This is a genomic window from Streptomyces sp. DSM 106670, assembly GCF_055792845.1.
The window spans coordinates 2,243,383-2,267,361 of sequence record NZ_CM147704.1 but is presented as its reverse complement, the minus strand read 5'-3'; the positions used below and the strand labels follow the sequence as shown (position 1 = coordinate 2,267,361).

21 protein-coding genes are annotated in these 23,979 nt (G+C 72.7%); 13 read left to right on the top strand and 8 right to left on the bottom strand.

Annotation, left to right across the window (positions count from 1 at the left end):
• The 5 genes from ACSMXR_RS10000 to ACSMXR_RS09980 all read left to right on the top strand — a co-directional run bounded on the left by ACSMXR_RS10000 (position 1) and on the right by ACSMXR_RS09980 (position 7,156).
• Entirely contained in the window at positions 1-1,176 is a 1,176-nt protein-coding gene (locus ACSMXR_RS10000) for an ABC transporter ATP-binding protein (protein WP_364891112.1), read from the top strand.
• Complete coding sequence (locus tag ACSMXR_RS09995; RefSeq protein WP_473171660.1) at positions 1,173-1,865, top strand: HAD family hydrolase; 693 nt, start codon at positions 1,173-1,175, stop codon at positions 1,863-1,865. The genes ACSMXR_RS10000 and ACSMXR_RS09995 overlap by 4 nt, the downstream gene beginning before the upstream one ends.
• A gap of 340 nt (positions 1,866-2,205) precedes the next feature.
• Positions 2,206-4,917, top strand: a complete 2,712-nt coding sequence (gene ppdK, locus ACSMXR_RS09990; RefSeq protein ID WP_218527604.1) for a pyruvate, phosphate dikinase — start codon at positions 2,206-2,208, stop codon at positions 4,915-4,917.
• Between the two features lie 657 nt (positions 4,918-5,574).
• Entirely contained in the window at positions 5,575-6,612 is a 1,038-nt protein-coding gene (locus tag ACSMXR_RS09985) for an ArsR/SmtB family transcription factor (protein WP_473171659.1), read from the top strand.
• Between the two features lie 133 nt (positions 6,613-6,745).
• On the top strand, positions 6,746-7,156 hold the full coding sequence (locus ACSMXR_RS09980) for a VOC family protein (RefSeq protein WP_137233308.1): 411 nt from the start codon (positions 6,746-6,748) through the stop codon (positions 7,154-7,156).
• Positions 7,157-7,222: 66 nt separating this feature from the next.
• On the opposite strand, the gene ACSMXR_RS09975 is transcribed toward ACSMXR_RS09980, so the two are convergent.
• From ACSMXR_RS09975 to nirB, 3 genes are all read right to left on the bottom strand, one after another.
• Positions 7,223-8,389 carry an alkaline phosphatase PhoX gene (locus tag ACSMXR_RS09975; RefSeq protein WP_364891106.1) on the bottom strand — a complete coding sequence of 389 codons (1,167 nt, stop codon included), beginning with the start codon at positions 8,387-8,389 and terminating at the stop codon, positions 7,223-7,225.
• A 151-nt stretch (positions 8,390-8,540) separates the two neighbouring features.
• The gene (gene nirD, locus ACSMXR_RS09970) at positions 8,541-8,900 is read right to left on the bottom strand and encodes a nitrite reductase small subunit NirD (RefSeq protein WP_137233306.1); all 360 of its coding nucleotides are present in this window, start codon (positions 8,898-8,900) and stop codon (positions 8,541-8,543) included.
• Positions 8,900-11,524 (bottom strand): nitrite reductase large subunit NirB, encoded by a 2,625-nt coding sequence (gene nirB, locus ACSMXR_RS09965; RefSeq protein WP_473171658.1) that lies wholly within the window; start codon positions 11,522-11,524, stop codon positions 8,900-8,902. Before nirB ends, nirD begins: the two co-directional genes overlap by 1 nt.
• A gap of 167 nt (positions 11,525-11,691) precedes the next feature.
• Between nirB and ACSMXR_RS09960 the strand changes: the two genes are divergently transcribed.
• The gene (locus ACSMXR_RS09960; protein ID WP_137233304.1) at positions 11,692-12,483 is read left to right on the top strand and encodes a TSUP family transporter; all 792 of its coding nucleotides are present in this window, start codon (positions 11,692-11,694) and stop codon (positions 12,481-12,483) included.
• 19 nt (positions 12,484-12,502) lie between these two features.
• On the opposite strand, the gene ACSMXR_RS09955 is transcribed toward ACSMXR_RS09960, so the two are convergent.
• The 4 genes from ACSMXR_RS09955 to ACSMXR_RS09940 all read right to left on the bottom strand — a co-directional run bounded on the left by ACSMXR_RS09955 (position 12,503) and on the right by ACSMXR_RS09940 (position 15,466).
• Complete coding sequence (locus tag ACSMXR_RS09955) at positions 12,503-13,135, bottom strand: class F sortase (RefSeq protein ID WP_030078040.1); 633 nt, start codon at positions 13,133-13,135, stop codon at positions 12,503-12,505.
• A gap of 82 nt (positions 13,136-13,217) precedes the next feature.
• Positions 13,218-13,763, bottom strand: coding sequence for a hypothetical protein (locus ACSMXR_RS09950; RefSeq protein WP_137233303.1), 546 nt, complete (start codon positions 13,761-13,763; stop codon positions 13,218-13,220).
• A 374-nt stretch (positions 13,764-14,137) separates the two neighbouring features.
• A complete protein-coding gene (locus ACSMXR_RS09945) occupies positions 14,138-14,605 on the bottom strand; it encodes a DUF5990 family protein (protein ID WP_137233302.1) in 468 nt (155 codons plus the stop codon).
• Positions 14,606-14,662: 57 nt separating this feature from the next.
• Positions 14,663-15,466 (bottom strand): aminotransferase class IV family protein, encoded by an 804-nt coding sequence (locus ACSMXR_RS09940; RefSeq protein ID WP_376188448.1) that lies wholly within the window; start codon positions 15,464-15,466, stop codon positions 14,663-14,665.
• 137 nt (positions 15,467-15,603) lie between these two features.
• On the opposite strand from ACSMXR_RS09940, the gene ACSMXR_RS09935 reads away from it, so the two are divergent.
• From ACSMXR_RS09935 to ACSMXR_RS09925, 3 genes are all read left to right on the top strand, one after another.
• Complete coding sequence (locus ACSMXR_RS09935) at positions 15,604-16,239, top strand: NADPH-dependent FMN reductase (protein WP_473171657.1); 636 nt, start codon at positions 15,604-15,606, stop codon at positions 16,237-16,239.
• A 92-nt stretch (positions 16,240-16,331) separates the two neighbouring features.
• Positions 16,332-16,673: a divalent-cation tolerance protein CutA gene (gene cutA / locus ACSMXR_RS09930; RefSeq protein WP_030078048.1), complete on the top strand. Its 342-nt coding sequence runs from the start codon at positions 16,332-16,334 to the stop codon at positions 16,671-16,673.
• Positions 16,670-17,173 carry a gamma-glutamylcyclotransferase family protein gene (locus ACSMXR_RS09925; RefSeq protein ID WP_381797520.1) on the top strand — a complete coding sequence of 168 codons (504 nt, stop codon included), beginning with the start codon at positions 16,670-16,672 and terminating at the stop codon, positions 17,171-17,173. Before cutA ends, ACSMXR_RS09925 begins: the two co-directional genes overlap by 4 nt.
• On the opposite strand, the gene ACSMXR_RS09920 is transcribed toward ACSMXR_RS09925, so the two are convergent.
• Complete coding sequence (locus tag ACSMXR_RS09920) at positions 17,170-17,898, bottom strand: SanA/YdcF family protein (RefSeq protein ID WP_473172366.1); 729 nt, start codon at positions 17,896-17,898, stop codon at positions 17,170-17,172. The two genes, ACSMXR_RS09925 and ACSMXR_RS09920, sit on opposite strands and share 4 nt — an antisense overlap.
• Positions 17,899-18,241: 343 nt before the next feature.
• On the opposite strand from ACSMXR_RS09920, the gene ACSMXR_RS09915 reads away from it, so the two are divergent.
• The 4 genes from ACSMXR_RS09915 (at position 18,242) to dnaG (ending at position 23,977) form a co-directional block, all read left to right on the top strand.
• The gene (locus ACSMXR_RS09915; protein ID WP_473171656.1) at positions 18,242-19,150 is read left to right on the top strand and encodes a sirohydrochlorin chelatase; all 909 of its coding nucleotides are present in this window, start codon (positions 18,242-18,244) and stop codon (positions 19,148-19,150) included.
• 54 nt (positions 19,151-19,204) lie between these two features.
• Positions 19,205-20,563, top strand: a complete 1,359-nt coding sequence (locus tag ACSMXR_RS09910; protein WP_137233297.1) for a deoxyguanosinetriphosphate triphosphohydrolase — start codon at positions 19,205-19,207, stop codon at positions 20,561-20,563.
• Positions 20,564-20,701: 138 nt separating this feature from the next.
• Entirely contained in the window at positions 20,702-21,961 is a 1,260-nt protein-coding gene (locus ACSMXR_RS09905; RefSeq protein ID WP_137233296.1) for an NAD(P)/FAD-dependent oxidoreductase, read from the top strand.
• 93 nt (positions 21,962-22,054) lie between these two features.
• Positions 22,055-23,977 (top strand): DNA primase, encoded by a 1,923-nt coding sequence (gene dnaG, locus ACSMXR_RS09900; protein ID WP_137233295.1) that lies wholly within the window; start codon positions 22,055-22,057, stop codon positions 23,975-23,977.
• The last annotated feature ends 2 nt before the right edge of the window (positions 23,978-23,979 follow it).

Here is a 23,979-nt window from a genome sequence, read left to right as displayed (position 1 = left end):
ATGTCAGCCCTGCCCGCCCCGTCCACCGCCGCCGCCCGACGCCCCGATCCGGCGCGGGCCGCCTCGGCCGCCGACGGGCGCGCCGCCACCGGAGCCCGGGTGGAGTTCCGCTCGCTGCGCCGGGCGTTCGGCCCGACCGTGGCCCTCGACGGACTCGACCTCACCGCCGAACCCGGCGAACTGCTCGCCCTCCTCGGCCCCTCCGGCTGCGGCAAGACCACCGCGCTGCGGGTGCTCGCCGGCTTCGAGCAGCCGGACTCCGGCGAGGTCCTGGTCGACGGCGAGGACATCACCCGCATCCCCGCCAACCGGCGCGACGCCGGGATGGTCTTCCAGTCCTACAGCCTCTTCCCGCATCTGAACGCCCGCGACAACGTGGCCTTCGGCCTGCGCGTACGGAAGGTGTCCGCCGCCGAGCGGCACGCCACCGCCGCCGAACTCCTCGACCTGGTCGGGCTGCCCGACCACGGCGGCCGCTTCCCGCACCAGATGTCCGGCGGCCAGCAGCAGCGCGTCGCCCTGGCCCGGGCGCTCGCCCTGCGGCCCCGGGTGCTGCTGCTGGACGAACCGCTCTCGGCACTCGATGCCAAGGTGCGGCTCTCGCTCCGCGAGGAGATCCGCCGCCTCCAGCTGTCGCTGGGCATCACCACCATCTTCGTCACCCACGACCAGGAGGAGGCCCTCTCCATGGCCGACCGGGTCGCCGTCCTCAACGCGGGCCGCCTGGAACAGTGCGCGCCCCCGGCCGAGCTGTACGAACGCCCCGCCACCGCGTTCGTCGCCGAGTTCGTCGGCACCATGAACCGGCTGCCGGGCCGGCTGACCGGGACCGGATCGGTCGAGGTCGCGGGCGCCACCCTGCCGGTCGACGGCGAGGCCCCGGCGGGCGGCGGGCCTGTCGACGTGCTGATCCGGCCCGAGGGCATCCGCGCCGAGGCCGACCCCGAGGGCACGGCCACCGTCGTCTCCGCGTCGTTCCTCGGCTCGGTCACCCGGGTCCTGCTCGACCTCCCGGACGGGGCCGCGCTCAAGGCCGACCTGCCCTCCCGCGACGCCGCCGATCTGCTGCCCGGCGTACGGGCCCGGGTCACGCCCGTACCGCGTCCGGTGCTCGTGGTCCCCGCCACCCCCGCCGTCCCCGTAACCGGTGAGCGCACCGGGAAGGCGTCGGCATGAGCGCGCCCGCCGCCGTGCTCTTCGACATGGACGGCACCCTCGTCGACACCGAGGTGCTGTGGTGGGAGACGGCCGACGAGGTCGCCGCCGGACTCGGCCACCGGCTGACCGACGCGGACGCCCCGGAGGTCGTCGGCCGGGCCGTCGCGGACACCGCCGCTCATCTGATCGAGGTCACGGGCCGGGCGGCCGGCGCGCTGGACGGCGTGGCCGCCGAGCTGACCGCGTCCTTCTTCCGCAAGGTCGACGCGGGCGCCCCACTGCGCCCCGGGGCCGCCGCGCTGCTCACCGCCCTGGAGCGGTCCCGGGTGCCGTTCGCCCTGGTCAGCGCCTCGCCCCGGAGTGTGGTGGACGCGGTGGTGGCGGGGTCGCTGGCGGGGGCGCCCTTCGCCTTCACGCTGTCGGCCGACGACACCGTACGGACCAAGCCGCATCCGGACCCGTACCGGGCGGCGGCGACCCGGTTCGGCGTCCCGGCCTCGGACTGTGTCGCCGTCGAGGACTCCCCGGACGGCACGGCCTCTGCTCACGCCGCCGGGTGCGCGGTGCTGGTGGTGCCCTCGCTGCTGCCGGTGGAGCCCGCGCGGGGGCGGACCTTCGCCCGTAGCCTGGAAGAGGTCGACCTCGGGGTGCTCAGTGACTGCCTGAGGCGTCCGGATCCTGAAATTCTGGGTCCGAAACCGGCGTGATTCGCGCCACCCTTGATCGGGGCTGCGCTCAGATGAGCGAAATCAACATGGCTGCACTTCTGGAAGGCGTGGCACTCAGTGCCACGTTGCTGGCTTCGAGAAGTGGACTCACTTGGTGAGCAGGACGCTCACCTGAGCGGGTATGGTCAAGTTTCGGCCATGCCGCCTTCAGGAGGTGAAGGCAGGAGATCAGATGCTCCGGCCGGGCGACCCTTTCGATCTGCTGGCGGACGGGTGGTTGCGGCCGCATGACGACCAAGTGGACGTACCCATACACCTTCGATCTGGGTATGTTCCTCGCCGTCAGGGCAGCCACCGCGTCCTCGAGGAGTCGAGACCCGTGTCGGAAAACAAAGATCCCCAGAAGTTCGTCTACGACTTCACCGAGGGCAACAAGGATCTGAAGGATCTTCTGGGCGGCAAGGGCGCCAACCTCGCCGAGATGACCAACCTCGGGTTGCCCGTCCCTCCGGGCTTCACGATCACCACCGAGGCCTGCAAGGTCTACCTGGAGAGCGGCGACGCGCCGACCGCGCTGCGCGACGAGGTGAGTGCGCACCTCACGGCGCTGGAAGAGCGCATGGGCAAGCGGCTCGGCCAGGCCGACGACCCGCTGCTGGTCTCCGTCCGCTCCGGCGCCAAGTTCTCCATGCCCGGCATGATGGACACGGTCCTGAACATCGGTCTCTCCGACGCCTCGGTGGCCGGTCTCGCCACCCAGTCCGGCGACGAGCGCTTCGCCTGGGACTCCTACCGCCGCCTCATCCAGATGTTCGGCAAGACCGTCCTGGGCGTCGACGGCGACCTCTTCGAGGAGGCCCTGGAGGCGGCCAAGCACGCCAAGAAGATCACGGTCGACACCGACCTCGCCGCGGCCGACCTCAAGAAGCTCGTCAAGCAGTTCAAGAAGATCGTCGAGACCCAGGCCGGACGCGAGTTCCCGCAGGACGCGCGCGAGCAGATGGACCTCGCCATAAACGCGGTCTTCGACTCGTGGAACACCGACCGCGCCAAGCTCTACCGCCGCCAGGAGCGCATCCCCGGCGACCTCGGCACGGCCGTCAACGTCTGCTCGATGGTCTTCGGCAACCTGGGCCCCGACTCCGGTACGGGCGTCGCCTTCACCCGCGACCCGGCCAGCGGCCACCAGGGCGTCTACGGCGACTACCTCCAGAACGCGCAGGGCGAGGACGTCGTCGCCGGTATCCGCAACACGGTGCCGCTCGCCGACCTGGAGTCGATCGACAAGAAGTCGTACGACCAGCTCATGCAGATCATGGAGACCCTGGAGAACCACTACAAGGATCTCTGCGACATCGAGTTCACCATCGAGCGCGGCCAGCTCTGGATGCTCCAGACCCGGGTCGGCAAGCGCACCGCGGGCGCCGCCTTCCGCATCGCCACCCAGCTCGTCGACCAGGGCCTGATCGACGAGGCCGAGGCCCTCCAGCGGGTCAACGGCGCCCAGCTCGCCCAGCTGATGTTCCCGCGCTTCGACGACGAGGCGAAGACCGAACTGCTCGGCCGGGGCATCGCCGCCTCGCCCGGCGCCGCCGTCGGCAAGGCCGTCTTCGACTCGTACACCGCGATCAAGTGGTCCCGCTCCGGCGAGAAGGTCATCCTGATCCGCCGCGAGACCAACCCCGACGACCTCGAAGGCATGATCGCCGCCGAGGGCATCCTGACCTCGCGCGGCGGCAAGACCTCGCATGCGGCGGTCGTGGCGCGCGGCATGGGCAAGACCTGTGTCTGCGGCGCCGAGGACCTGGAGGTCGACACCAAGCGCCGCCGGATGACGGTCGGCGGCACGGTGATCGAGGAGGGCGACCTCGTCTCCATCGACGGCTCCACCGGCAAGGTCTACCTCGGCGAGGTACCCGTCGTACCGTCCCCGGTCGTCGAGTACTTCGAGGGCCGGATGCACGCCGGGGCCGACGACGCCGACGAGCTGGTCGCCGCCGTGCACCGGATCATGGCGTACGCGGACCGGGTGCGCCGGCTGCGCGTGCGGGCCAACGCCGACAACGCCGAGGACGCGCTGCGCGCCCGTCGCTTCGGCGCCCAGGGCATCGGCCTGTGCCGCACCGAGCACATGTTCCTCGGCGAGCGCCGCGAGATGGTCGAGAAGCTGATCCTCGCGGACACCGACGACGAGCGCGAGACCGCGCTCGCCGCCCTGCTCCCGCTCCAGAAGGCCGACTTCATCGAGCTGTTCGAGTCGATGGACGGACTGCCCGTCACCGTGCGGCTGCTCGACCCGCCGCTGCACGAGTTCCTGCCCGACATCACCGAGCTGTCGGTGCGCGTCGCGCTCGCCGAGTCCCGCAAGGACGCCAACGAGAACGACCTGCGTCTCCTCCAGGCGGTGCACAAGCTGCACGAGCAGAACCCGATGCTGGGCCTGCGCGGGGTGCGCCTCGGCCTGGTCATCCCGGGTCTGTTCGCCATGCAGGTACGGGCGATCGCCGAGGCCGCCGCCCACCGCAAGAACGCCAAGGGCGACCCGCGCGCCGAGATCATGATTCCGCTCGTCGGCACGGTCCAGGAGCTGGAGATCGTCCGCGAGGAGGCCGACCGGGTCATCGCCGAGGTCCAGAAGGCCACCGGCACCGACCTCAAGCTGACCATCGGCACCATGATCGAGCTGCCGCGCGCCGCGCTGACGGCGGGCCAGATCGCCGAGGCCGCGCAGTTCTTCTCCTTCGGCACGAACGACCTGACCCAGACGGTGTGGGGCTTCTCCCGCGACGACGTGGAGGCCTCGTTCTTCACCGCGTACCTGGAGAAGGGCATCTTCGGGGTCTCCCCGTTCGAGACCATCGACAAGGACGGCGTCGGCGCGCTGGTCCGCAGCGCCGTCGAGGCCGGCCGGGCCACCCGCCCGGACCTCAAGCTCGGCGTCTGCGGCGAGCACGGCGGCGACCCCGAGTCGGTGCACTTCTTCCACGAGGTGGGCCTGGACTACGTGTCCTGCTCGCCCTTCCGTATCCCGGTCGCCCGCCTTGAGGCAGGCCGGGCCGCAGCCGAGTCCCGGGGCAGTGACAGCCGCTGACCCGGACTCACCGGTCCGGGGTGCACGAACACCCCGGATCTCCTGGGCAGGGCTGCACGAACAGCCCTGCCCACCGACCAAGGCCGCGAAGGCCCACCGAGAAGCGGCGGCACCCTGTGCGGGGGTGCCGCCGCTTCGCCTTGTCCTGAGGTGTGGCGGCCCATGCGCCGACCGGAAAATGACCGGCGGTAAGGGGCCGGGTGTGCCGGGAAGTGACCGGCGGTACGGGAGTGGCGTGCGCGGAAATGACCGGCGGTACGGGGAAGCCGTCAGGAGTGCGCACCGAATGGGGCGCGAGGAATGTGGCGCAGAGCACATTGCTTCGTTTAATGCGCAAAGAAATTCGGGTGACGGCCGGGGGACCGGGGTGCGGTCCATGGATCCCCACCCATGGACCGCACCCGGCTTACCCCCGTCGGGTACGGAGCCGCACCGTCGCCCACCGCCGCCGAACACACAAAGCCCCCCACGGCCTTCACGTGCTCATCCGGTGGGCACCGGATGCGTACCCGACGTCGTACAGCCTCATCGGTGAAGCGGAACGGGGCGACACCTTTCACTTCTGGCCGAAACCCCGTGGTGACCTCCTGTGACGGCCCGCATACCCTTCGGTGGGGGCAATTGCGGATGCAACAGAATGCAACAGGTGGGGGAGTAGTGCTGCGTATCCATGTGTCCAGGCTGGACCTTTCGCGGGTGCGGATGGCCACGAGGCCGGACGCACTGTGGGAAACCATTCTCAGTTTTCACCGGCTCAGGGACCGGCGTGCTTCGACGGTGTTCGGGAAATGGCGTACGGAATCCCGGGCGCGGTTGAATGGTGAAGCACAGCTGCTGGCGGCGGTCGTTCCGCCCCGCGGCTATTTCCCGGATTTCCTGACGCCCTCTCAGGAGGGCGCCGAGCCTTTCGGGCTCGACGCCGGAATGGAGGCCCTGCGCGACACCCCCGCCGACCGCGTCCACGCGGAGCTGGAGCTGCTGGCCGCCGGACGTGTACGGCAGCGGGCAGACCGGTCGGTCGGTCAGCGGGCCGCCGGTGGCGGAAGAACGAGCGCGGCGCTGCCCGCCGCGCTCATGGAGGGCCGTGCCGAGCCGCTCTCCCGGCTCATAGGCGCCCTCCGCAGCTACCACCACGCGGCCGTCGAGCCCTACTGGCCGCACATCAGGGCCAGCGTCGAGGCCGACCGCGCCGTGCGCGGCCGGGCCCTCCTGGACGGCGGCGCCGACGGGCTCCTGGGCACCCTGCCGCCGATGATCCGGTGGCGCTCACCCGTGCTGGAGGCGGACTACCCGGTCGACCGCGATCTGCATCTGGACGGCCGCGGACTGCTGCTCCAGCCGTCCTTCTTCTGCCGGGGCACCCCGGTCGTCTACCGCGACCCCTCGCTCCCGCCGGTCCTCGTCTACCCGGTCACCAACCCGGGCGCCCCGGTCTTCGCCGAGCCGGGCCCCTGGCTCGGCCGGCTCGTCGGACACACCCGCTCGGCCGTCCTCTCCTCCATCGGCAGCGGCTGCACCACCAGCGAACTCGCCCGCCGCGCCGGGGTGTCGCTGGCCTCCGCGAGCCAGCACGCCTCCGTGCTGCGCGAGGCGGGCCTGGTCCTGACCCTGCGCCACGGCAGCTCGGTCCTGCACACGCTGACCCCGCTCGGCGGCTCCCTGCTGCGCGGCGGCGCCCCGCTCGCCCTGCCCTGAGCGGCGCTCCGGGCCCGTCGGGAAAATCCGTCCGCCGATCGGCGATGAGTTCCGCGCGGCCCCGCCGTCTAACCATCGAAAGCGCCGGACGGACCACCGCGGGCGCCACGGGACAGAGGAAGAGGAAACGACCATGGCTCAGATGATCTTCGTGAACCTGCCGGTGAAGGACCTGGAGACCACCGTGGGCTTCTTCGGCAAGCTCGGCTTCACGACCAACCCGCAGTTCTCCGACGACAAGACCGCGTGTCTGGTCATCAGCGACACGATCTTCGCCATGCTGATGACGGAGGAGCGCTTCAAGGACTTCACCAAGAAGGACGTCGTCGACGCCTCGCGGGCGACCGAGGTCATCCTCGCGCTCAGCGCCGACAGTCGCGAGAAGGTCGACGAGCTCGCCGACGCGGCGCTGGCCTCCGGCGGGTTCCCGGCGGGCGAGACGCAGGACATGGGCTTCATGTACGGCCGCTCGTTCCAGGACCCCGACCACCACATCTGGGAGGTCATGTGGATGGACCCGGCCGCCGTCGAGGGCCAGGCCTGAGCGGCCCGACCCGCGACCGCGTGCGCCGGGGGCACGGGGGAGCCCCGGCGCACGCGGGCGTCCGCGTCAGCCGCGGAACGGCCCCTTCACCTCGTACGTGATGCCGCCGGAGGAGCTTCCGCTCGTCCCGCGCTGCGAGGAGAAGTAGAGCCGGGTGCCGTCCGGCGAGAACGCGGGCCCGGTGATCTCCGAACCGGACTGCCCGGTGATCCGCAGGAACGGGGCCACCGTGTCGTCCGGCGTGATCAGGCAGATCTCCATGTTCCCGCCGTCCTCCGCGATGTAGAGGTCGCCGGATCCGGACCGGGTGACGTTGTCCACGCCGGTCAGCGGGGCGGAGCCGCCCGTCACCAGCGAGTCGTCGTAGGCGAGCGAGATCGACGAGGTGTTCGCGTCGTACGCCCACACCCGGTTGTCGCCCTTGGTGGTGAACCAGCAGGTGCCCGCCGCGTAGAAGCAGCCCTCACCGCCGTTGAACACCTTCGCCCCGGACACCTGGTGCCGGGTCTGGGTGGAGGAGGCGGCCGGGTCCGGAACGTTCGCCCAGCTCACCGGACCGGAGGTGGCCGTGCCCGCCACCAGCACCTGGAGCGTCCCGCTGGACAGATTCCCCCAGGTCGTGGGTCGGAAGCGGTAGAAGCGGCCGTCGCTCTCGTCCTCGGTGAGATAGACGTAGCCGTGGTCCGGGTCGGCTGCGGCGGCCTCGTGTTTGAAGCGGCCCATCGCCGGCCGCCGCACCGCCGCGTTCACCCCCCACGGGTCGGTCTCGTAGACGTACCCCCGGGTGACCTCCTCGCAGGACAGCCAGGTCTTCCACGGGGTGGCGCCGCCCGCGCAGTTGTTGTTGGTGTCGCCCAGGATCCGGTACGCGGAGGTCACCGTCCCCGAGGAGTTGAACTTGACCGCGCTCGCCCCGCCCCCGCTGCTCGGGGACACCTCGGCGTTGGAGACGTAGATCCAGCCCGAGCCGTCGGCGTACGTCGCGCCGCCGTCGGGCGCGCTGTGCCAGCGGTAGGAGGTGCCGGGCACGGTCTGCCCGGACCGGGCGATCACGCGGCTGGTGAAGCCGCCCGGCAGCTGGATGCCGTCGCTGTTGGCCGCCTGGAGGGCGCCGTACGGGCCGGGGGCCGGCTGGGCCGGGTCGGCGAAGGCGGCGCCCCGCCACAGCGTGCCGCCGAAGGCCGCCGCCGAGCTGCCGATCACCGCGGTGCGCAAGAAGGTCCGACGTTCCACGATCACTCCACGCATGAGTGTGGCCCGCCGCTCCGGACGGACCGGCGGGTCGCGCGTGAGGACTGTAGGAGTACGGAGTTGACGGAGCGTCAAGGGCAGATGAACGGGCGGCGGATGGCCTGCGCAGGCCGTCCGCCGCCCTCGGGGGGTGTCAGTCCGCCCGTACGGCGAACACCGGCACCGCCGCCTCCTCGTCGTCCAGGCACGCGCCCGTCGCCAGGTCGAAACGCTGCTTCAGCAGCGGCGAGGCCACGAACGGCCGCCCGCCCGCCGAGCCGAGCAGCCCGCGCGACAGGACGTACGCCCCGGTGAACGGGTCCCGGTTGCCGATCGCGTACACCTGGCCGGCCCGGTCCATGAAGACGGCCGCCTGGTCCCCGTCCGGCAGCAGCACCGCCACCCCCCGCCCGGGGATCAGCAGCTCCCGCTCGCAGACCGTCAGCCAGTCCTCTCCGTGGGCCAGCCGGACGGAACCGGCGCCCCGCGCTGTCGTGATCGTCGCCGTGGTCATCAGGATGCGGTCCCTTCGAGGGTGCGGACGGCGAGCACCGGACCGGCGAGCAGCTCCAGATCTGGCTTGATCTGATCCCTTTCCGGAACGAACCTCACCGAGGGGTCGGGGGCGTCGGGCGCGTTGACGAAGGTGACGAAACGGCGCAGCCGCTCCGGGTCGCCGATGGTCTCCGCCCACTCGTCGCGATAGCCCGCGACATGGTCGGCCATCAGCCGCTCCAGCTCCTCGCAGAGCCCCAGCGAGTCGTGGACGACCACGTCCCGGACGTGGTCCAGGCCGCCGTCGATCCGCTCCAGCCAGGCGGAGGTGCGCTCCAGACGGTCGGCGGTACGGATGTAGAACATCAGGAACCGGTCGATCAGCCGCACCAGTTCGGCGTCCGACAGATCCTGGGCCAGCAGATCGGCGTGGCGCGGGGTGGCTCCGCCGTTGCCGCCGACGTACAGATTCCAGCCCTGGGCGGTGGCGATGATCCCGAAGTCCTTGCCCCGGGCCTCCGCGCACTCGCGGGCACAGCCGGAGACCGCCGACTTCAGCTTGTGCGGGGAGCGCAGGCCCCGGTAGCGCAGCTCCAGGTCGATCGCCATCCTCACCGAGTCCTGCACGCCGTAGCGGCACCAGGTCCGCCCCACGCAGGACTTCACCGTGCGCAGCGACTTCCCGTACGCGTGCCCGGACTCGAAGCCCGCGTCCACCAGACGGGTCCAGATCAGCGGCAGCTGGTCGACCCGGGCGCCGAAGAGGTCGATGCGCTGGCCGCCGGTGATCTTCGTGTAGAGGCCGAAGTCGCGGGCCACCTCGCCGATGACGATGAGCTTCTCCGGGGTGATCTCGCCGCCCGGGATACGCGGCACGATCGAGTACGACCCGTTGCGCTGGAGGTTCGCGAGGAAATGGTCGTTGGTGTCCTGGAGCGCCGCCTGCTCGCCGTCCAGCACATAGCCGCTCGCGCCGACCGTGGGCGCCAGCGAGGCGATGACCGAGCCGACCGTCGGCTTGCAGACCTCGCAGCCGTCGCCGCCCCGCGCCTCCTCGCGGCCGTGCGAGTCGAGCAACTCCACGAACGAGGTGACCTCCAGGGTGCGGACGATCTCGTACAGCTCGCTGCGGCTGTACGGGAAGCAGCCGCACAGTCCCGCCTCCTCGGGCGGCGGCATCAGCTGCCCGATCACCTTCAGGCAACTGCCGCAGCCCGTACCGGCCTTGGTGCACTTCTTCACCTCGGGCAGTGTGGTGTGCTCGCAGACCGCGCCCTTGGTCACGTTGTGGCAGGAGCAGATCACCGCCTCGTCCGGCAGCGCGGAGGGGCCGAGCGCCACCGGGCCGCCCGCCCCGGCCGGCAGCACCAGCTGCTCGGGGGCGACCGGCAGCACCGTGCCCGTCATCGGCCGCAGCGTGCCGTACTGTTCCGCGTCCCCGACCAGCACCCCGCCCAGCAGCGTCCCGTCCGGGCCCATCACCAGCTTCTTGTAGACCCCCGCCCGGGCGTCGGAGTACACGACGTCGAGCGATCCCTCGGCGCTCCCGTGCGCGTCGCCGAACGAGGCCACGTCCACCCCGAGCAGCTTCAGCTTCGTCGACAGGTCCGCCCCGGTGAACGCGGACCGCCCGCCCGCGATCACCTCGGCCGCCGCCAGGGCCATCTCGTAGCCCGGCGCGACCAGCCCGTACACCCGGCCGTCGGCGGCCAGCGCGCACTCGCCGATCGCGAACACCGCCGGGTCGGAGGTCCGGCACTCCTCGTCCACCACGATCCCGCCGCGCTCCCCGACCGCCAGACCGCACTCCCGGGCCAGCTGGTCGCGGGGCCGTACGCCCGCCGAGAAGACGACGAGATCGACGTCGAGCGAGGAGCCGTCGGAGAGGGCCATCCCGGTCACCGCGCCGTCCGCTCCCGCCAGCACCTCCTGCGTACCGACCCCTGTGTGCACGGCGAGCCCCATGTCCTCGATGGTGCGCAGCAGCGCCGCGCCGCCGCCCTCGTCCACCTGGACCGGCATCAGCCGGGGCGCGAACTCCACCACATGCGTGGCCAGCCCGAGCCCCTTCAGCGCCCCGGCCGCCTCCAGACCGAGCAGCCCGCCGCCCACCACCGCACCGGTCGCCGCGCCCTTCGCGTACTCCTCGATCGCGAGCAGGTCCTCGATCGTCCGGTACACGAAACAGCCCCGGGCGTCCTTCCCCGGCACCGGCGGCACGAAGGGGTACGAGCCCGTCGCCAGCACCAGCGTGTCGTACGGGAACACCGCCCCGGACCGCGCGGTCACCGTCCGCCCCGCCCGGTCCACGGCCGCCGCCGGGTCGCCGACGTACAGCTCGATGCCGTGCCGGTCCATGAAGTCCGGCTCCACCAGCGAGAGTTCCTCGGGGCTGCGCCCGTCGAAGTACGAGGAGAGCCGCACCCGGTCGTAGGCCGGCCGGGGCTCCTCGCAGAGCACGACCACCCGGGCGCCGCCGGCCGCCGGGGTCAGCCCGCGGTCGGCGAGGGCCTCCAGGAACCGCTGGCCGACCATGCCGTGCCCGACGACCACGATCGTCGGAACGGCGCCGTGCGCCGGGGCGTTCGGGGTGCTGTTCGAGGCGGCGGCGGTGGTACGCGGCTCGAAGGTGGGCTCCGGCATCTCAGTGGCCTCCGTCGGTTGTCCTCATGCCCCGAGCCTGGGCGGGCGGTGTTACCCGGCCGCATCCCGCCTGTTTCCCGGGCGGAACCTTGCGCTCAGCGGCCGGGCGGGGGCCCTGTGAGGGACCGGGTGAGGAGGCGGGGGCGTCAGGCGTCTAATGTCGGTTCGTGCCTGACATAACCCTGACGACGCTGATCCTTCTCTGCCTCGCCGCGGCCGCCGCGGGCTGGATCGACGCGGTGGTGGGCGGCGGCGGACTGCTGCTCCTGCCCGCGCTGCTGCTCGGCCTGCCGCACGTCCCGGCCGCCCATGTCCTCGGCACCAACAAGGCCGTCGCGATCGTGGGCACCTCGGGCGCGGCCGTCACCTTCCTGCGCAAGGCGCCGGTACGGGTGGGGCTTGCGGTGCGGGTCGGGCTGATGGCCCTCGCCGGGTCGATGACCGGGGCGTTCTTCGCCGCCGGGATCAGCAGCGAGCTGCTCCGCCCGGTGATCATGGTCGTGCTGCTGGGGGTCGCGGCCTTCGTGATGCTGCGCCCGTCCTTCGGCACGGCGGCGGCGGGCGACGGCACGGACCGGCCGGTCACCCGGGCCCGGATCATCACCGCGATCGTACTGGTCGGCGGCGGTATCGGCTTCTACGACGGGCTGTTCGGGCCGGGCACCGGCACCTTCCTGGTGCTGGCGCTGACCGCCGTGCTCCATCTGGACCTGGTGACCGCGTCGGCCACCGCGAAGATCGTCAACGTGTGCACCAACGCGGGGGCGCTGGCGATGTTCGCGTACCAGGGCACGGTGCTGTGGCAGCTCGCGGCCGTGATGGCGGTCTTCAACCTGGCGGGCGGGATGATCGGGGCGAGGATGGCGCTGAGCCGGGGGAGCGGCTTCGTCCGGGCGGTGCTGCTGACGGTGGTGTTCTCGCTGGTGGCGAAGCTGGGCTTCGACCAGTGGAACGCGTAGCGCTTTTCGGGCGAGGTGGTCAGCGCACGTTCGTGAGGTGCGCGTACGCCACCACGTTGCCCTGGTAGCCGGTCTCCTTGGAGAAGCCGCCGCCGCAGGTGATCAGCCGCAGCGAGGCGTGCGGCGAGTCGCCGTAGACGCGCTGGTCGGGGAAGTCGTCGTTGTCGTAGACCTCGATGGCGTCGATCGAGAACACGGCCGTGCGCCCGTCCTTGCGGACCACCTCGACAGTGGTCCCCTTGGTCAGGGCCCCCAGGGCGTAGAAGACGGACGGCCCGTCCGCGTTGTCCACGTGCCCCGCGACGATCGCGGTGCCCCGGGCGCCGGGCGGCACGCCGTCCGCGTACCAGCCCGCGAGGTTGCGGTCCTCGTCCGGCGGTACGTCGAGGCTGCCGTCGGCGGCCAGCCCCAGCCGGGTCATCGGCGCGTCCACCTCGATGCTCGGGATGCGGATGCGGACCGGCTCGGAGCGGTCCAGCGGCTCGGCGACCGGAGAGCCGGGCTGGAGCTGGGGCCCGGCGGCGAAGGCCTGGGCGCTGGAGGGCTGCGGCGGGATCAGCTGGCCGCCGGGCCCGTTCTGGATGAGCCAGATGCCGCACAGCACGGCGATGCCCACCAGCCAGCCCTTGGCCTTCTGCGCGTTGGGGGACACGGCGTCGTCCTCGGTCGGTGGTCCGGGGCGGGCGGGGCGCGCTCGGGGACGCGCCCCGCCCGGTCAGAGGGGAAGCGGTGGTTCAGCTTCCTTCGGCGCCCTCGGAGCGGCGGCGCAGCAGCCACAGCCCGCCGACGGCCGCCAGACCGATCACGCCGACGCCGAGGGCGACCTGCGTGGAGTTCGGTTCGACGCTGCCGCCGACCCCGGTCCGCACATGGCCGGACGGGCGGTCGTGGATGGGCTTCTCGTGATTGCCGCCGCCGATCACCTTGAGGTCGCCGACCGCGTCCTTGCCGTTGTCGCAGGAGACGATGATCTCGTAGGTGCCCGGCCGGGTGTCGTGCGGCACGGTGAACTGGCCGACCACGACCTCCTTGTGGGTGCCGGGGCGCACCTCGAAGTCCCCGGCGTCCAGGGAGTTCGCGTCGCCGATGCCGGAGCCCTTCTTGCCGCAGGCGGTGGTGTTCACGGTGACGGTGGCGCCGGGGGCCGCCGTTGACGGGGTGATCTCCAGACGGCCGAAGTCACCCGCGTACGCGGACGGAGCGGCGGCGGTGAGACCGAACGCGATGACGGTGAACGCGGCACCGACGGTGCCGGTCACGAGGCGGGCAGGACTGCGCATGGGGATCCTCCGGGCAGACGGCGCGAGCGGGTGTGTCCTGACCCGAGCCAACGGGGACCGGGCCCGCCACGCCTTCTGACGCCAGGTCAGCTTTCACCCGTACGGACCGGCGCGGCACCCTTGCCGGAATGGATCACCGCAGGTCGCGGCGGTGCGACTGGGCCGTTCGGTCCGTGCTGCCGGGCCGGGTGCCGATCGGGTGAGAGGTCCATGGCGAGTGTGACGCAGGTCACATGAATGACCTCGCGGACCCCGGGCACACGCAAGACACCCCCCACGGGACGGATCCCCGCCCCCCACGGCACCCGCCCTCACCGGCCCTCCCCCCCGGGACCGGTGGGGGCGGTGTCGGATCCGCCTCCGGCCCGCCCCGCTCACACCGTGTCGGCGGCGGTGGCGCTCCAGACGATCCGCGGCGGACGCACCCGGGCGCACAGCGGCTGCCCCTTAGCATCGGTGAGTCCGAGCCGGCCGGTGAGACGCCCGGAGCGCGCGGCGGCTTCGAGGATCTCCGGATCGATGTCGCTGAACATCAGTTTGGCGCGCCGGAACATGGTGAAGACCCCGGCCTCGTCCACCGTGCCCCAGGACAGATAGACGAACCGCCCGCCCAGCCGGTTCTGGACGTACGGCCCCGACACCTCGATCCCGTCCGCCGTCGCGGTGGCCGTGCAGTCGAGCACCCACGAGGCGGAGGGGGCGTCCCCGGGGTGCAGGCCGAGCAGCTCGCCCGGCCGGTCCTTGCGCTGGACGCCGACGTGGATGTTCTCGTACCCGGGGAAGTCGCTGTCCGGGCCGCAGCTGCGACCGGGAAGGGCTGAGGCCTCGATATGGATCCGCATGCCCCCATGGTCCGGCACGGCCGGGCCCGCCGGCCCCGCCCCTTCCGGGCGGACGGCTCAGACGACGTCCTCCGGAGCGCTGTCGTACACCGCGCCCAGGTCCTTCATCAGCTCCTCGTCGACCGTGAAGCCGACGTCGTCGATCCGCCGCACCGGCGCGATGCCCTGCGAGTTGCAGACGAAGGCGGAGCGGTAGCGGCCCACCCCGTCCGGGCCCTCCAGCGTCACCGGGCGGCGCACCGACGGCCGTCCGGCCCGGGCCAGCTCCTGCTCCAGCAGGGTCATCGTGATGCCGGTGAGCGCCGGGGCGCCGGGCCACACCACCGAGGTTCCGTCCCAGAAGCCGATGTTGGTGACCGCCCCCTCGGTCACCACCCCGCCCGGCGCGGTCAGCAGCGCCTCGTCGAACCCCGCCCGCCCGGCCAGCATCCCGTAGTACGTCTGCCCGAACTCGCCCGGCCGCTTGATGTGCGGGGCCGTGCGCGCGTACGGCACCGACATCAGGCTCCGCGCCCCGGACGGCGGCACGGCGGGCTCCCGGACCGTCACCATCAGGGTCGTGCGCGTCGCGCCGGGCGGCAGATAGCCGTTCACCCGCACCGAGGCGTCCCGCCGCCCCGCGCCGTCCAGGGCGTGCCGGATCAGCTCCCGCACCCGGTCGCCGTCCAGCGGCAGTGCGAACAGTTCCCGGTTCGCGGCGTCCAGCCGGGCGAGGTGCGGTGCGAGCCCGCGCGCCTTCCCGTCCCGCACCTGGAGGGCGGTGAAGTGGCCGTAGCCGTACAGCGCGGGGATCCGCAGGGTCTCCTCGGTGGCCGGGCGGCCGTCGAACTCGATGTGGGGCGTGGGCGGGTGCGTCGTCATGCGGCCACGGTAGGCGTGCCGTACGGGCCGGGGCGGGGCGGGCTCGTCCGCCCGTGCTCGTCCGCCCGTGCTCGGACGAGCGGACCCGGCCGGGCGGGCTTGACCTCAACCGCGGTCGAGGCTGAAGCATCGACGCCATGGACACCACAGCCGCATCCACGTCTTCCGCGTCATCCACCGCCTCGCCCGCCGAGCCCGCCCCGCTCAAGGTGGCCGTCATCCTCGGCAGCAACCGCGACGGCCGCTTCGGCCCCGTCGTCGCCGACTGGTTCCTGGCCCGCGCGGCCGGACACCCCGGCGTCGAGACCGAACTGATCGACGTCGCCGAGGCGGACCTCCCCACCGCCATCACCTTCAGCCCCGGCCCGGAGGAGGCGGCACGGCTCGCCGCGGTCTCCGAACGGCTCGCGGCGGCCGACGCCTTCGTCGTCGTCACCCCCGAGTACAACCACTCGTTCCCCGCGCCGCTGAAGACCCTCATCGACTGGCACAGCGCCGAATGGCAGGCCAAGCCCGTCGCCTTCGTCAGCTACGGCGGCATCTCCGGCGGGCTGCGGGCCGTCGAACACCTCCGGCAGGTCTTCGCCGAGCTGCACACCGTCACCGTCCGCGACACCGTGTCCTTCCACAACGCCGGTGTCCTCTTCGACGACGAGGGGCGCCACCTGGACCCGGAGCCCGCCGACGTGGCGGCCAAGACGCTGCTGGACCAGCTGGTGTGGTGGGGCACGGCGCTCCGCGACGCCCGGAATCTCCGTCCGTACGGCGCCTGACGGCATGGGGGCCGACAATCACATCGAAGGCCCATGGGCGGGAAGCCCGCCGTAGTCCGTATTCCGTATTCCGTATTCGGAGGAGACCGACGATGACAGCGCCGCCGGCATGGCTGACCGTACTGACCACGACCGACAGTGAGGACAAGGCCCAGGCCCTGGCCCGGTCGGCGGTGGAGGCCAGGCTGGCGGCCTGCGCGCAGATCTCCGCCCCCGTCACCTCCGTCTACCGGTGGCAGAACGCCATCGAGACGACCGAGGAGTGGCAGGTGTTCTTCAAGACCACGGCGGAGCGCTACGGCGAACTGGAGGAGCACCTTCAGCAGGAGCACGACTACGACACCCCGGAGATCATCGCCCTGCCGGTGGTCCGGGGCAGCGCCCGCTATCTCGGCTGGGTGACGGCGGAGACGGCGCCCCCGGCGGCCCTGTGACGACGGCCGTGACCACGACCGCCCCCGGCGGACCCGTCGCCGCCGAGCTGCCCTTCTTCGTGTACGGGACGCTGCTGCCGGGCGAACCCAACCACGACCTGTTCCTCCGGGGCCGTACGGCGGGGGAGCGGCCGGCCGTACTGCCCCGGGCCCTCCTCTACGACGGCCCCGGCTACCCGTACGCGATCGAGGGCCACGGCCGCGTCCACGGCACCCTCCTCGTCGCCGCGCCCGGGGTGTACGGGGAGCTGCTCGGGCTGCTGGACCACCTGGAGGAGTTCCTCGGCCCGGGCCACCCGCGCAACCTGTACGAACGGGTCGTCCGCGAGGTCGAGCTGCCGGGCGAGGCGGGCGCGCCGGGCCCCGGCGACGGAGCGGGCGAGTCCGTGCGGGCCTGGGTCTATCTCGCCGCGGCCGCCGTCACCCGCTCGCTGCGGACGGGCGGCGTCCTCATCCCCGGGGGCCGGTGGACCACCGGCCGTACGCCGGGAGGTTCCTAGGGGGTGTCCGGGGTGTCTGCCAGTGCCTCCGTCACGCCCGGCTCCGTCGGCCCCAGGAAGCGCGGGTCGGGCCGGAACAGGGCGTCCAGGGCCGCCTTGCCCGAGGCCGCCAGCTCCCGGACGCCGCCGTAGTACCAGACGGAATCCCGTGGCTCGTCGACCCCGACGCCGTACGCGTCGATCCCGGCGGACCGGCACAGCGTGACCGCCCGGTGGATGTGGAAGCCCTGGCTCACCAGCACCGCCCGGTCGACGCCGAAGATCTTCTTGGCCCGGACGCAGGAGTCCCAGGAGTCGAATCCGGCGTAGTCGCTCACGATCCGCTCGTCGGGCACCCCGCGCCCGGTGAGATACGTGCGCATCGCGTCCGGCTCGTCGTACTCCACCCGGCTGTTGTCCCCGGTGACCAGGACGACCTTCACCTTCCCGGCGCGGTACAGCTCGGCCGCCGCGTCCAGTCGGTGCGCGAGGTACGGGGTCGGCCGGCCCTTCCACAGCCCGGCGCCGAACACCACGGCCACCTCCCGGGCCGGGGCCTCGGCCGTCGTGCCCACCCGGTCGCCGGCCTCCAGACGCACCCAGGTCGCGGGCACCAGCGCCAGCACACAGGCGGCCATCAGCCCCTGCACCAGCCACCGCCGGCCCCGCCGGGTGCGCGGCAGCCGCAGAGCGGGCCGGGCCGGCCACCGGACCCCCTTCAGCCGCCGTCCGAGCCGCCCGAGCAGCCCGGACCACCTGAGCCGCCCGGGCCCCTTCCGTCTCCCACCGGTCTCGTCGATCTCCCCGGCTTCCCCGGTCCTTCCGGCTTTCCCGGCCTTCCCGCGCACCAGAACCCCCACCCCTCGCCCCGCCTGTCCGTCGTCCACCGCACCCGTATCCGTATCCGTGTGCGCCCCGCGCCCCCACCCCATCTGACGCCCGGAATGCCACGAAGGTTCGCCCGCCGCCCCGGTTGTGGCATCCGCCACCGGCGTACGCACACCGCTCCCGCCCCCGCCGTGAGGCGGCGGAAAACCCCCGTGACCCTCGCGCAACGGCCCGGCAACCTCCGCCCGGCACCATCAATCCATGACGGAGCCGGCCCCGGAACAGCCTCAGCAGCCACCCCCGCCGATCGACAGCACCGCCCAGCTCCTCACCCGTATCACCGACCGGCTCGGCGCCCAGCTCAGCCTCGTCTCCCGGAACGGAACCCGCAGGCCCATGCACCGCACCCGGCAGCCCGACCACCCCCTCCCGTCCCTGGTCGCCGTGGCGCACGGCAGCCGCGACCCGGAGGCCCTGCGCACCGTGCTGGCCCTCCTGGACCGGGTGCGCGAGCTGCGCCCCGGCCTCGACGTCCGGCTCGGCCACATCGAGCTGAACCGGCCGCTGCTCCCGGACACCCTGGACGGCCTGCGCGGGGCCGACGCCGTCCTCGTACCGCTGCTCCTGGGACGCGGCCACCACGTCAAGCGCGACCTGCCCGCCAGGGCGGCCGCCGCCCCCGCCGTACGGACCAGGATCGCCGCGCCCCTCGGCCCGCACCCCCTGCTCGTCGAGGCGCTGTACGGGCGGCTCGTCGAGGCCGGCTGGGACGGTGCCGACCGGGGCGGGCGGGCCGCCGCCGTGGTCCTCGCCGCCGCCGGCTCCCGCGACCCCGACTCCGCCCGGGACACCCGGCGCACCGCCCGCCTGCTGGCCGAACGCCTCGGTGTGCCCGTCGTCCCCGCGTACGCCTCCGCCACCACGCCCACCGTCCCCGCCGCCCTGCGCGCGCTGGCCGCCCGAGGACGCCACCGGGCCTTCGTCGCCTCGTACTTCACCGCCCCCGGCCGCTTCGCGAGCGCCTGCGCCGAGGCCGCACCGCACCGGGCCGCCGCCCCGCTCGGCGCCCACCCGGCGATGGCCCGCCTCCTGCTGCACCGCTACGACCAGGCGGTGCGGACCCCGGGAGACGTCCGGGCCGACGCGGTGAGCCTGCTCGCTTCCGCCTGACATCCCGGGCCCGCTCGCGTCCGGTTGTCCGTCCCGGTCGCTAATGTCGGACCCATGGACGGCACACAGGGCGCACCCGGGGCAGAACCGGCACACGGCACACAAGGCACGCAGAGCGCACACCGGACCACGGGGTCGAGTCCCTACGGCTCCGCCGACACCGAGCGCTTCGACACCGAGGAGGACAAGCGGCCCGGCCGCACCGCCTTCCAGCGCGACCGCGCCCGGGTCCTGCACTCCGCTGCCCTGCGCCGGCTCGCCGGAAAGACCCAGGTGGTCACGCCCGGCACCCGCTCGCTCGTCTGGGACGCCAGCCCCCGCACCCGCCTCACCCACTCCCTGGAGTGCGCCCAGGTCGGCCGTGAGCTGGGCGCGGTCCTCGGCTGCGACCCGGACCTCGTGGAGACGGCCTGCCTCTCCCACGACATGGGCCACCCCCCGTTCGGCCACAACGGCGAACAGGCGCTCAACGACTTCGCCTCCGACTGCGGCGGCTTCGAGGGCAACGCCCAGTCGCTGCGCCTGCTGACCCGCCTGGAGCCCAAGCGCTTCGTCCGCGACCCGCGCACCGGCGACCTGGTCAGCGTCGGCCTCAACCTCACCCGGGCCGCCCTGGACGCCGCCACCAAGTACCCCTGGCCGCGCGGCGCGCACCCCACCGACCCGCACTCGGCCAAGTTCGGGGTGTACGCCGACGACCTGCCGGTCTTCGCCTGGGCCCGCAAGGGCGCACCCGAGGACCGCACCTGCTTCGAGGCCCAGGTGATGGACTGGTCCGACGACGTGGCGTACAGCGTCCACGACTTCGAGGACGGGCTGCACGCCGGGCACATCGACCCCAACTGCCTCTACGCCGAGCCCGAGCGCGAGGAGATCTGGGCCGTCGCCATCGGCCGGTACGTCCCGGCCGGCACCGACCCGCAGGAGCTGTCCGAGGCCCTGGACCGGCTGATCGACCAGGACTGGTGGCCGCACGGCTACGACGGCTCCGCCGTGGCCCAGGCCCGCCTGAAGGACGCCACCAGCCAGCTCATCGGCCGCTTCTGCACGGAGGCCGAGACCGCCACCCGCGCGGTGTACGGCCCCGGCCGCCTCGGCCGGTACGGCGCCGAGCTGGTCGTCCCGCGCGCCGTGCGCCACGAGTGCGCCGTGCTCAAGGCGGTCGCCGACCGGTACGTGATGCAGCGCGCCGAGCAGGAGACCCTCCGCGCCGACCAGCGCATCGTCATCGCCGAGCTGGCCGCCGCCCTCACCGCCCGCGCCCCCGAAGGCCTGGAACCGCACTTCCGCGCCCTGTTCGACCAGGCGCCCGACGACCACGCCCGCAAGCGCGTCCTCGTCGACCAGATCGCCGCCCTCACCGACGCCTCGGCACGATCCCTGCACGCCGCGCTCACCGCCCGTCGCGGCTGACCGGCAGACTGGAAGGGGCCGGACATCTGACCACGGGGTGTGACCTGTCCGGGGCACACCCTCTTTCGTCATCACGCTGCGTGCGGGACGCTCGCAGTTGTGGGGGCGCCGCGCAGCACAGCACTGAGGAGGCATCAAGTGGTCGACGCACATCAGACGTTCGTCATCGTCGGAGCAGGACTCGCAGGGGCGAAGGCGGCCGAAACACTGCGCGCCGAAGGGTTCACCGGCCGGGTGATCCTCATCGGCGACGAGCGCGACCACCCCTACGAACGACCGCCGCTCTCCAAGGGCTACCTGGACGGCAAGGCCGAACGCGACAGCGTCTTCACCCACGAACGCCCCTGGTACGCGGGCGCCGACATCGAGCTGCACCTCGGCCAGCCGGTCACCGCGCTCGACCGGTACGCCAGGACCGTGCAGCTCGGCGACAACACCGTCATCCACTACGACAAGCTGCTGCTGGCCACCGGCTCCGAACCCCGCCGCCTGGACATCCCCGGCACCGACCTGGCCGGCGTCCACCACCTGCGCCGCCTCGCCCACGCCGACCGGCTGCGCAACGTGCTCGCCGCCCTCGGCCGCGACAACGGCCACCTGGTCATCGCCGGAGCCGGCTGGATCGGCCTGGAGGTCGCCGCCGCCGCCCGGGGCTACGGCGCCGAGGTCACCGTCGTCGAGGCCGAGCCCACCCCGCTGCACCAGGTCATCGGCCCCGAGCTGGGCCAGATCTTCACCGAGCTGCACAGCGCGCACGGCGTCCGCTTCCACTTCGGCGCCCGCCTCACCGAGATCACCGGCCAGGACGGCATGGTCTTCGCCGTCCGCACCGACGACGGCGAGGAGCACCTCGCCCACGACGTCCTCGCCGCGATCGGCGCCGCCCCGCGCTCCGCCCTCGCCGAGGCCGCCGGACTGGAGATGGCCGAGCGGGCGCACGGCGGCGGCATCGCCGTGGACGCCTCCCTGCGCACCTCCGACCCGCACATCTACGCCGCCGGGGACGTCGCCGCCGCCGTCCACCCGCTGCTCGGCACCCGGCTGCGCGTCGAGCACTGGGCCAACGCCCTGAACGGCGGACCCGCCGCCGCCCGCGCCATGCTCGGCCAGGACGTGACGTACGACCGCGTCCCGTACTTCTTCTCCGACCAGTACGACCTGGGCCTCGAATACTCCGGCTGGGCCCCGCCCGGCTCCTACGACGAGGTGATCATCCGGGGCGACGCCGGAAAGCGGGAGTTCATCGCGTTCTGGCTGAAGGACCGCCGCGTCCTCGCCGGGATGAACGTCAACGTGTGGGATGTCACCGAGACGGTCCAGGAGCTGATCCGGGCCCGCCGGCAGCACGACCCGGAGGCCCTCGCCGACCCGTCGGTCCCGCTGGACTCCCTGCTCTGAGGCGTACGGCCGGGGCGCGGGCGGCACGGCCCGCACCCCGGCCGACCGCCCGCCGGGGCCCAGGTTGTCCGAGGCCACCCGTAGACTTCACGCGTGGCTGGCAGGATCAACGACGACGACGTGAAGGCGGTACGGGACGCGGTCCCGATCGACTCCGTCGTGTCCGAGTACCTCCAGCTGCGCAACGCGGGCGGCGGAAACCTCAAGGGCCTCTGCCCCTTCCACGACGAGAAGTCCCCCTCCTTCCAGGTCAGCCCCGGCAAGGGCCTGTTCCACTGCTTCGGCTGCCAGGAGGGCGGCGACACGATCGCCTTCGTGATGAAGATCGACCATCTCTCCTTCTCGGAGACGGTCGAGCGCCTCGCCGCCAAGGCGGGCATCACCCTGCGGTACGAGGAGGGCGGCTACAACCCCTCCCACCAGCGCGGCGAACGCATCCGGCTGATCGAGGCCCACCAGGCGGCCGCCGAGTTCTACGTCCGCGCGCTGGAGAGCCCCGAGGCCGAGATCGGCCGGAAGTTCCTCGCCGAGCGCGGCTTCGACCAGGACGCCGCCGCCCACTTCCGCGTCGGCTACAGCCCGGCCGGCTGGGACCACCTCACCCGCTATCTGCGCGGCAAGGGCTTCAGCGACAAGGAGCTGATCACCTCCGGGCTCTCCCAGGACGGCCGCCGCGGCCCCATCGACCGCTTCCGCGGCCGGCTGATGTGGCCGATCAGCGACACCGCGGGCGACATCGTCGGCTTCGGCGCCCGCAAGCTCCGCGACGACGACAACGGCCCGAAGTACCTGAACACCCCCGAGACCCCCGTCTACAAGAAGTCCCAGGTGCTCTACGGCATCGACCTGGCCAAGAAGGACATCGCCAAGGCCAGCCGCGCCGTCGTCGTCGAGGGCTACACCGACGTCATGGCCTGCCACCTCGCCGGGGTCACCACCGCCATCGCCACCTGCGGCACCGCCTTCGGCAACGACCACATCAAGATCCTGCGCCGCCTCCTCATGGACAACGGCAGCGCCCGCGTGATCTTCACCTTCGACGGCGACTCGGCCGGCCAGAAGGCGGCCCTGCGCGCCTTCGAGGACGACCAGAAGTTCGCCGCCGAGACCTACATCGCCATCGCCCCGGAGGGCATGGACCCCTGCGATCTGCGGCTCGCCAAGGGCGACGACGCGGTGCGCGACCTGGTCGAGCCGCGCACCCCGCTCTTCGAGTTCGCGCTGCGCCAGATCGTCGGCCGGTACGACCTGGAGACCCCGGCCGGGCGCGGCGCGGCGCTCGACGAGGCCGCCGCCGTCGTCGCCAAGATCAAGACGAGCAGCGTGCAGCGCGAGGTCGCCGTCCAGCTCGCCGGGTTCGTCGGCATCCTCGACCAGGAGTTCGTCGTCCGCCGCGTCGCCCAGCTCGCCCGCTGGGCCCGCGACAAGGGTGGCGACGGCGGCGGACCCCAGGGCTCCCGCGGCGGACCCCGGTCCCCCCGGGGCGGCGCCCCGCAGCAGGCCGCCCCCGCCCCCGGCTTCTCCGGCCCCGCGCTCAACCTCCGCAGCCCCGCCCACCGCACCGAGCGGGAGCTGCTCAAGCTGGCCCTCCAGAAGCCCGCCCTGGTCTCGCCGGCCTTCGACGCCTACGGCGTGGACGAGTTCACCGCCCCGCCCTACGCCGCCGTGCGCCGCTGCATCGAGGAGGCGGGCGGCGCCGAGCAGGGCCTCGCCGACAACCGCGAATATCTGGTCGCCGTCATGGACGCGGCCCCCGACAACACCGTCCGCAGCCTCGTCACCGAGCTCGCCGTCGAGGTCTTCATGAGCAGAACGATCGACGAGACCTACGCGGGTGTCCAGCTCGTCCAGGTCCGGCTGCGCGCCGTGGACCGCCGCATCAACGACGTACAGGGCAGCCTCACCCGCCTCGGCAGCAACGTGGCTCCGCACGAGCTGGCCGCCGCGCAGAACGAGGTCTGGGTGCTCCAGCAGTACGCCCAGTCCCTGCGCGCCCACGGCGCCGCCGCGCTCTAGGA

Bases quoted from the DNA above. Each gene is read 5' to 3' on its own strand.
- ACSMXR_RS10000 (WP_364891112.1), top strand. From the start codon at position 1: ATGTCAGCCCTGCCCGCCCCGTCCACCGCCGCCGCCCGACGCCCCGAT.
- ACSMXR_RS09995 (WP_473171660.1), top strand. From the start codon at position 1,173: ATGAGCGCGCCCGCCGCCGTGCTCTTCGACATGGACGGCACCCTCGTC.
- ACSMXR_RS09980 (WP_137233308.1), top strand. From the start codon at position 6,746: ATGGCTCAGATGATCTTCGTGAACCTGCCGGTGAAGGACCTGGAGACC.
- nirD (WP_137233306.1), bottom strand. From the start codon at position 8,900: ATGACCACGGCGACGATCACGACAGCGCGGGGCGCCGGTTCCGTCCGG.
- nirB (WP_473171658.1), bottom strand. From the start codon at position 11,524: ATGCCGGAGCCCACCTTCGAGCCGCGTACCACCGCCGCCGCCTCGAAC.
- ACSMXR_RS09950 (WP_137233303.1), bottom strand. From the start codon at position 13,763: ATGCGCAGTCCTGCCCGCCTCGTGACCGGCACCGTCGGTGCCGCGTTC.
- ACSMXR_RS09945 (WP_137233302.1), bottom strand. From the start codon at position 14,605: ATGCGGATCCATATCGAGGCCTCAGCCCTTCCCGGTCGCAGCTGCGGC.
- ACSMXR_RS09940 (WP_376188448.1), bottom strand. From the start codon at position 15,466: ATGACGACGCACCCGCCCACGCCCCACATCGAGTTCGACGGCCGCCCG.
- ACSMXR_RS09935 (WP_473171657.1), top strand. From the start codon at position 15,604: ATGGACACCACAGCCGCATCCACGTCTTCCGCGTCATCCACCGCCTCG.
- cutA (WP_030078048.1), top strand. From the start codon at position 16,332: ATGACAGCGCCGCCGGCATGGCTGACCGTACTGACCACGACCGACAGT.
- ACSMXR_RS09915 (WP_473171656.1), top strand. From the start codon at position 18,242: ATGACGGAGCCGGCCCCGGAACAGCCTCAGCAGCCACCCCCGCCGATC.
- ACSMXR_RS09910 (WP_137233297.1), top strand. From the start codon at position 19,205: ATGGACGGCACACAGGGCGCACCCGGGGCAGAACCGGCACACGGCACA.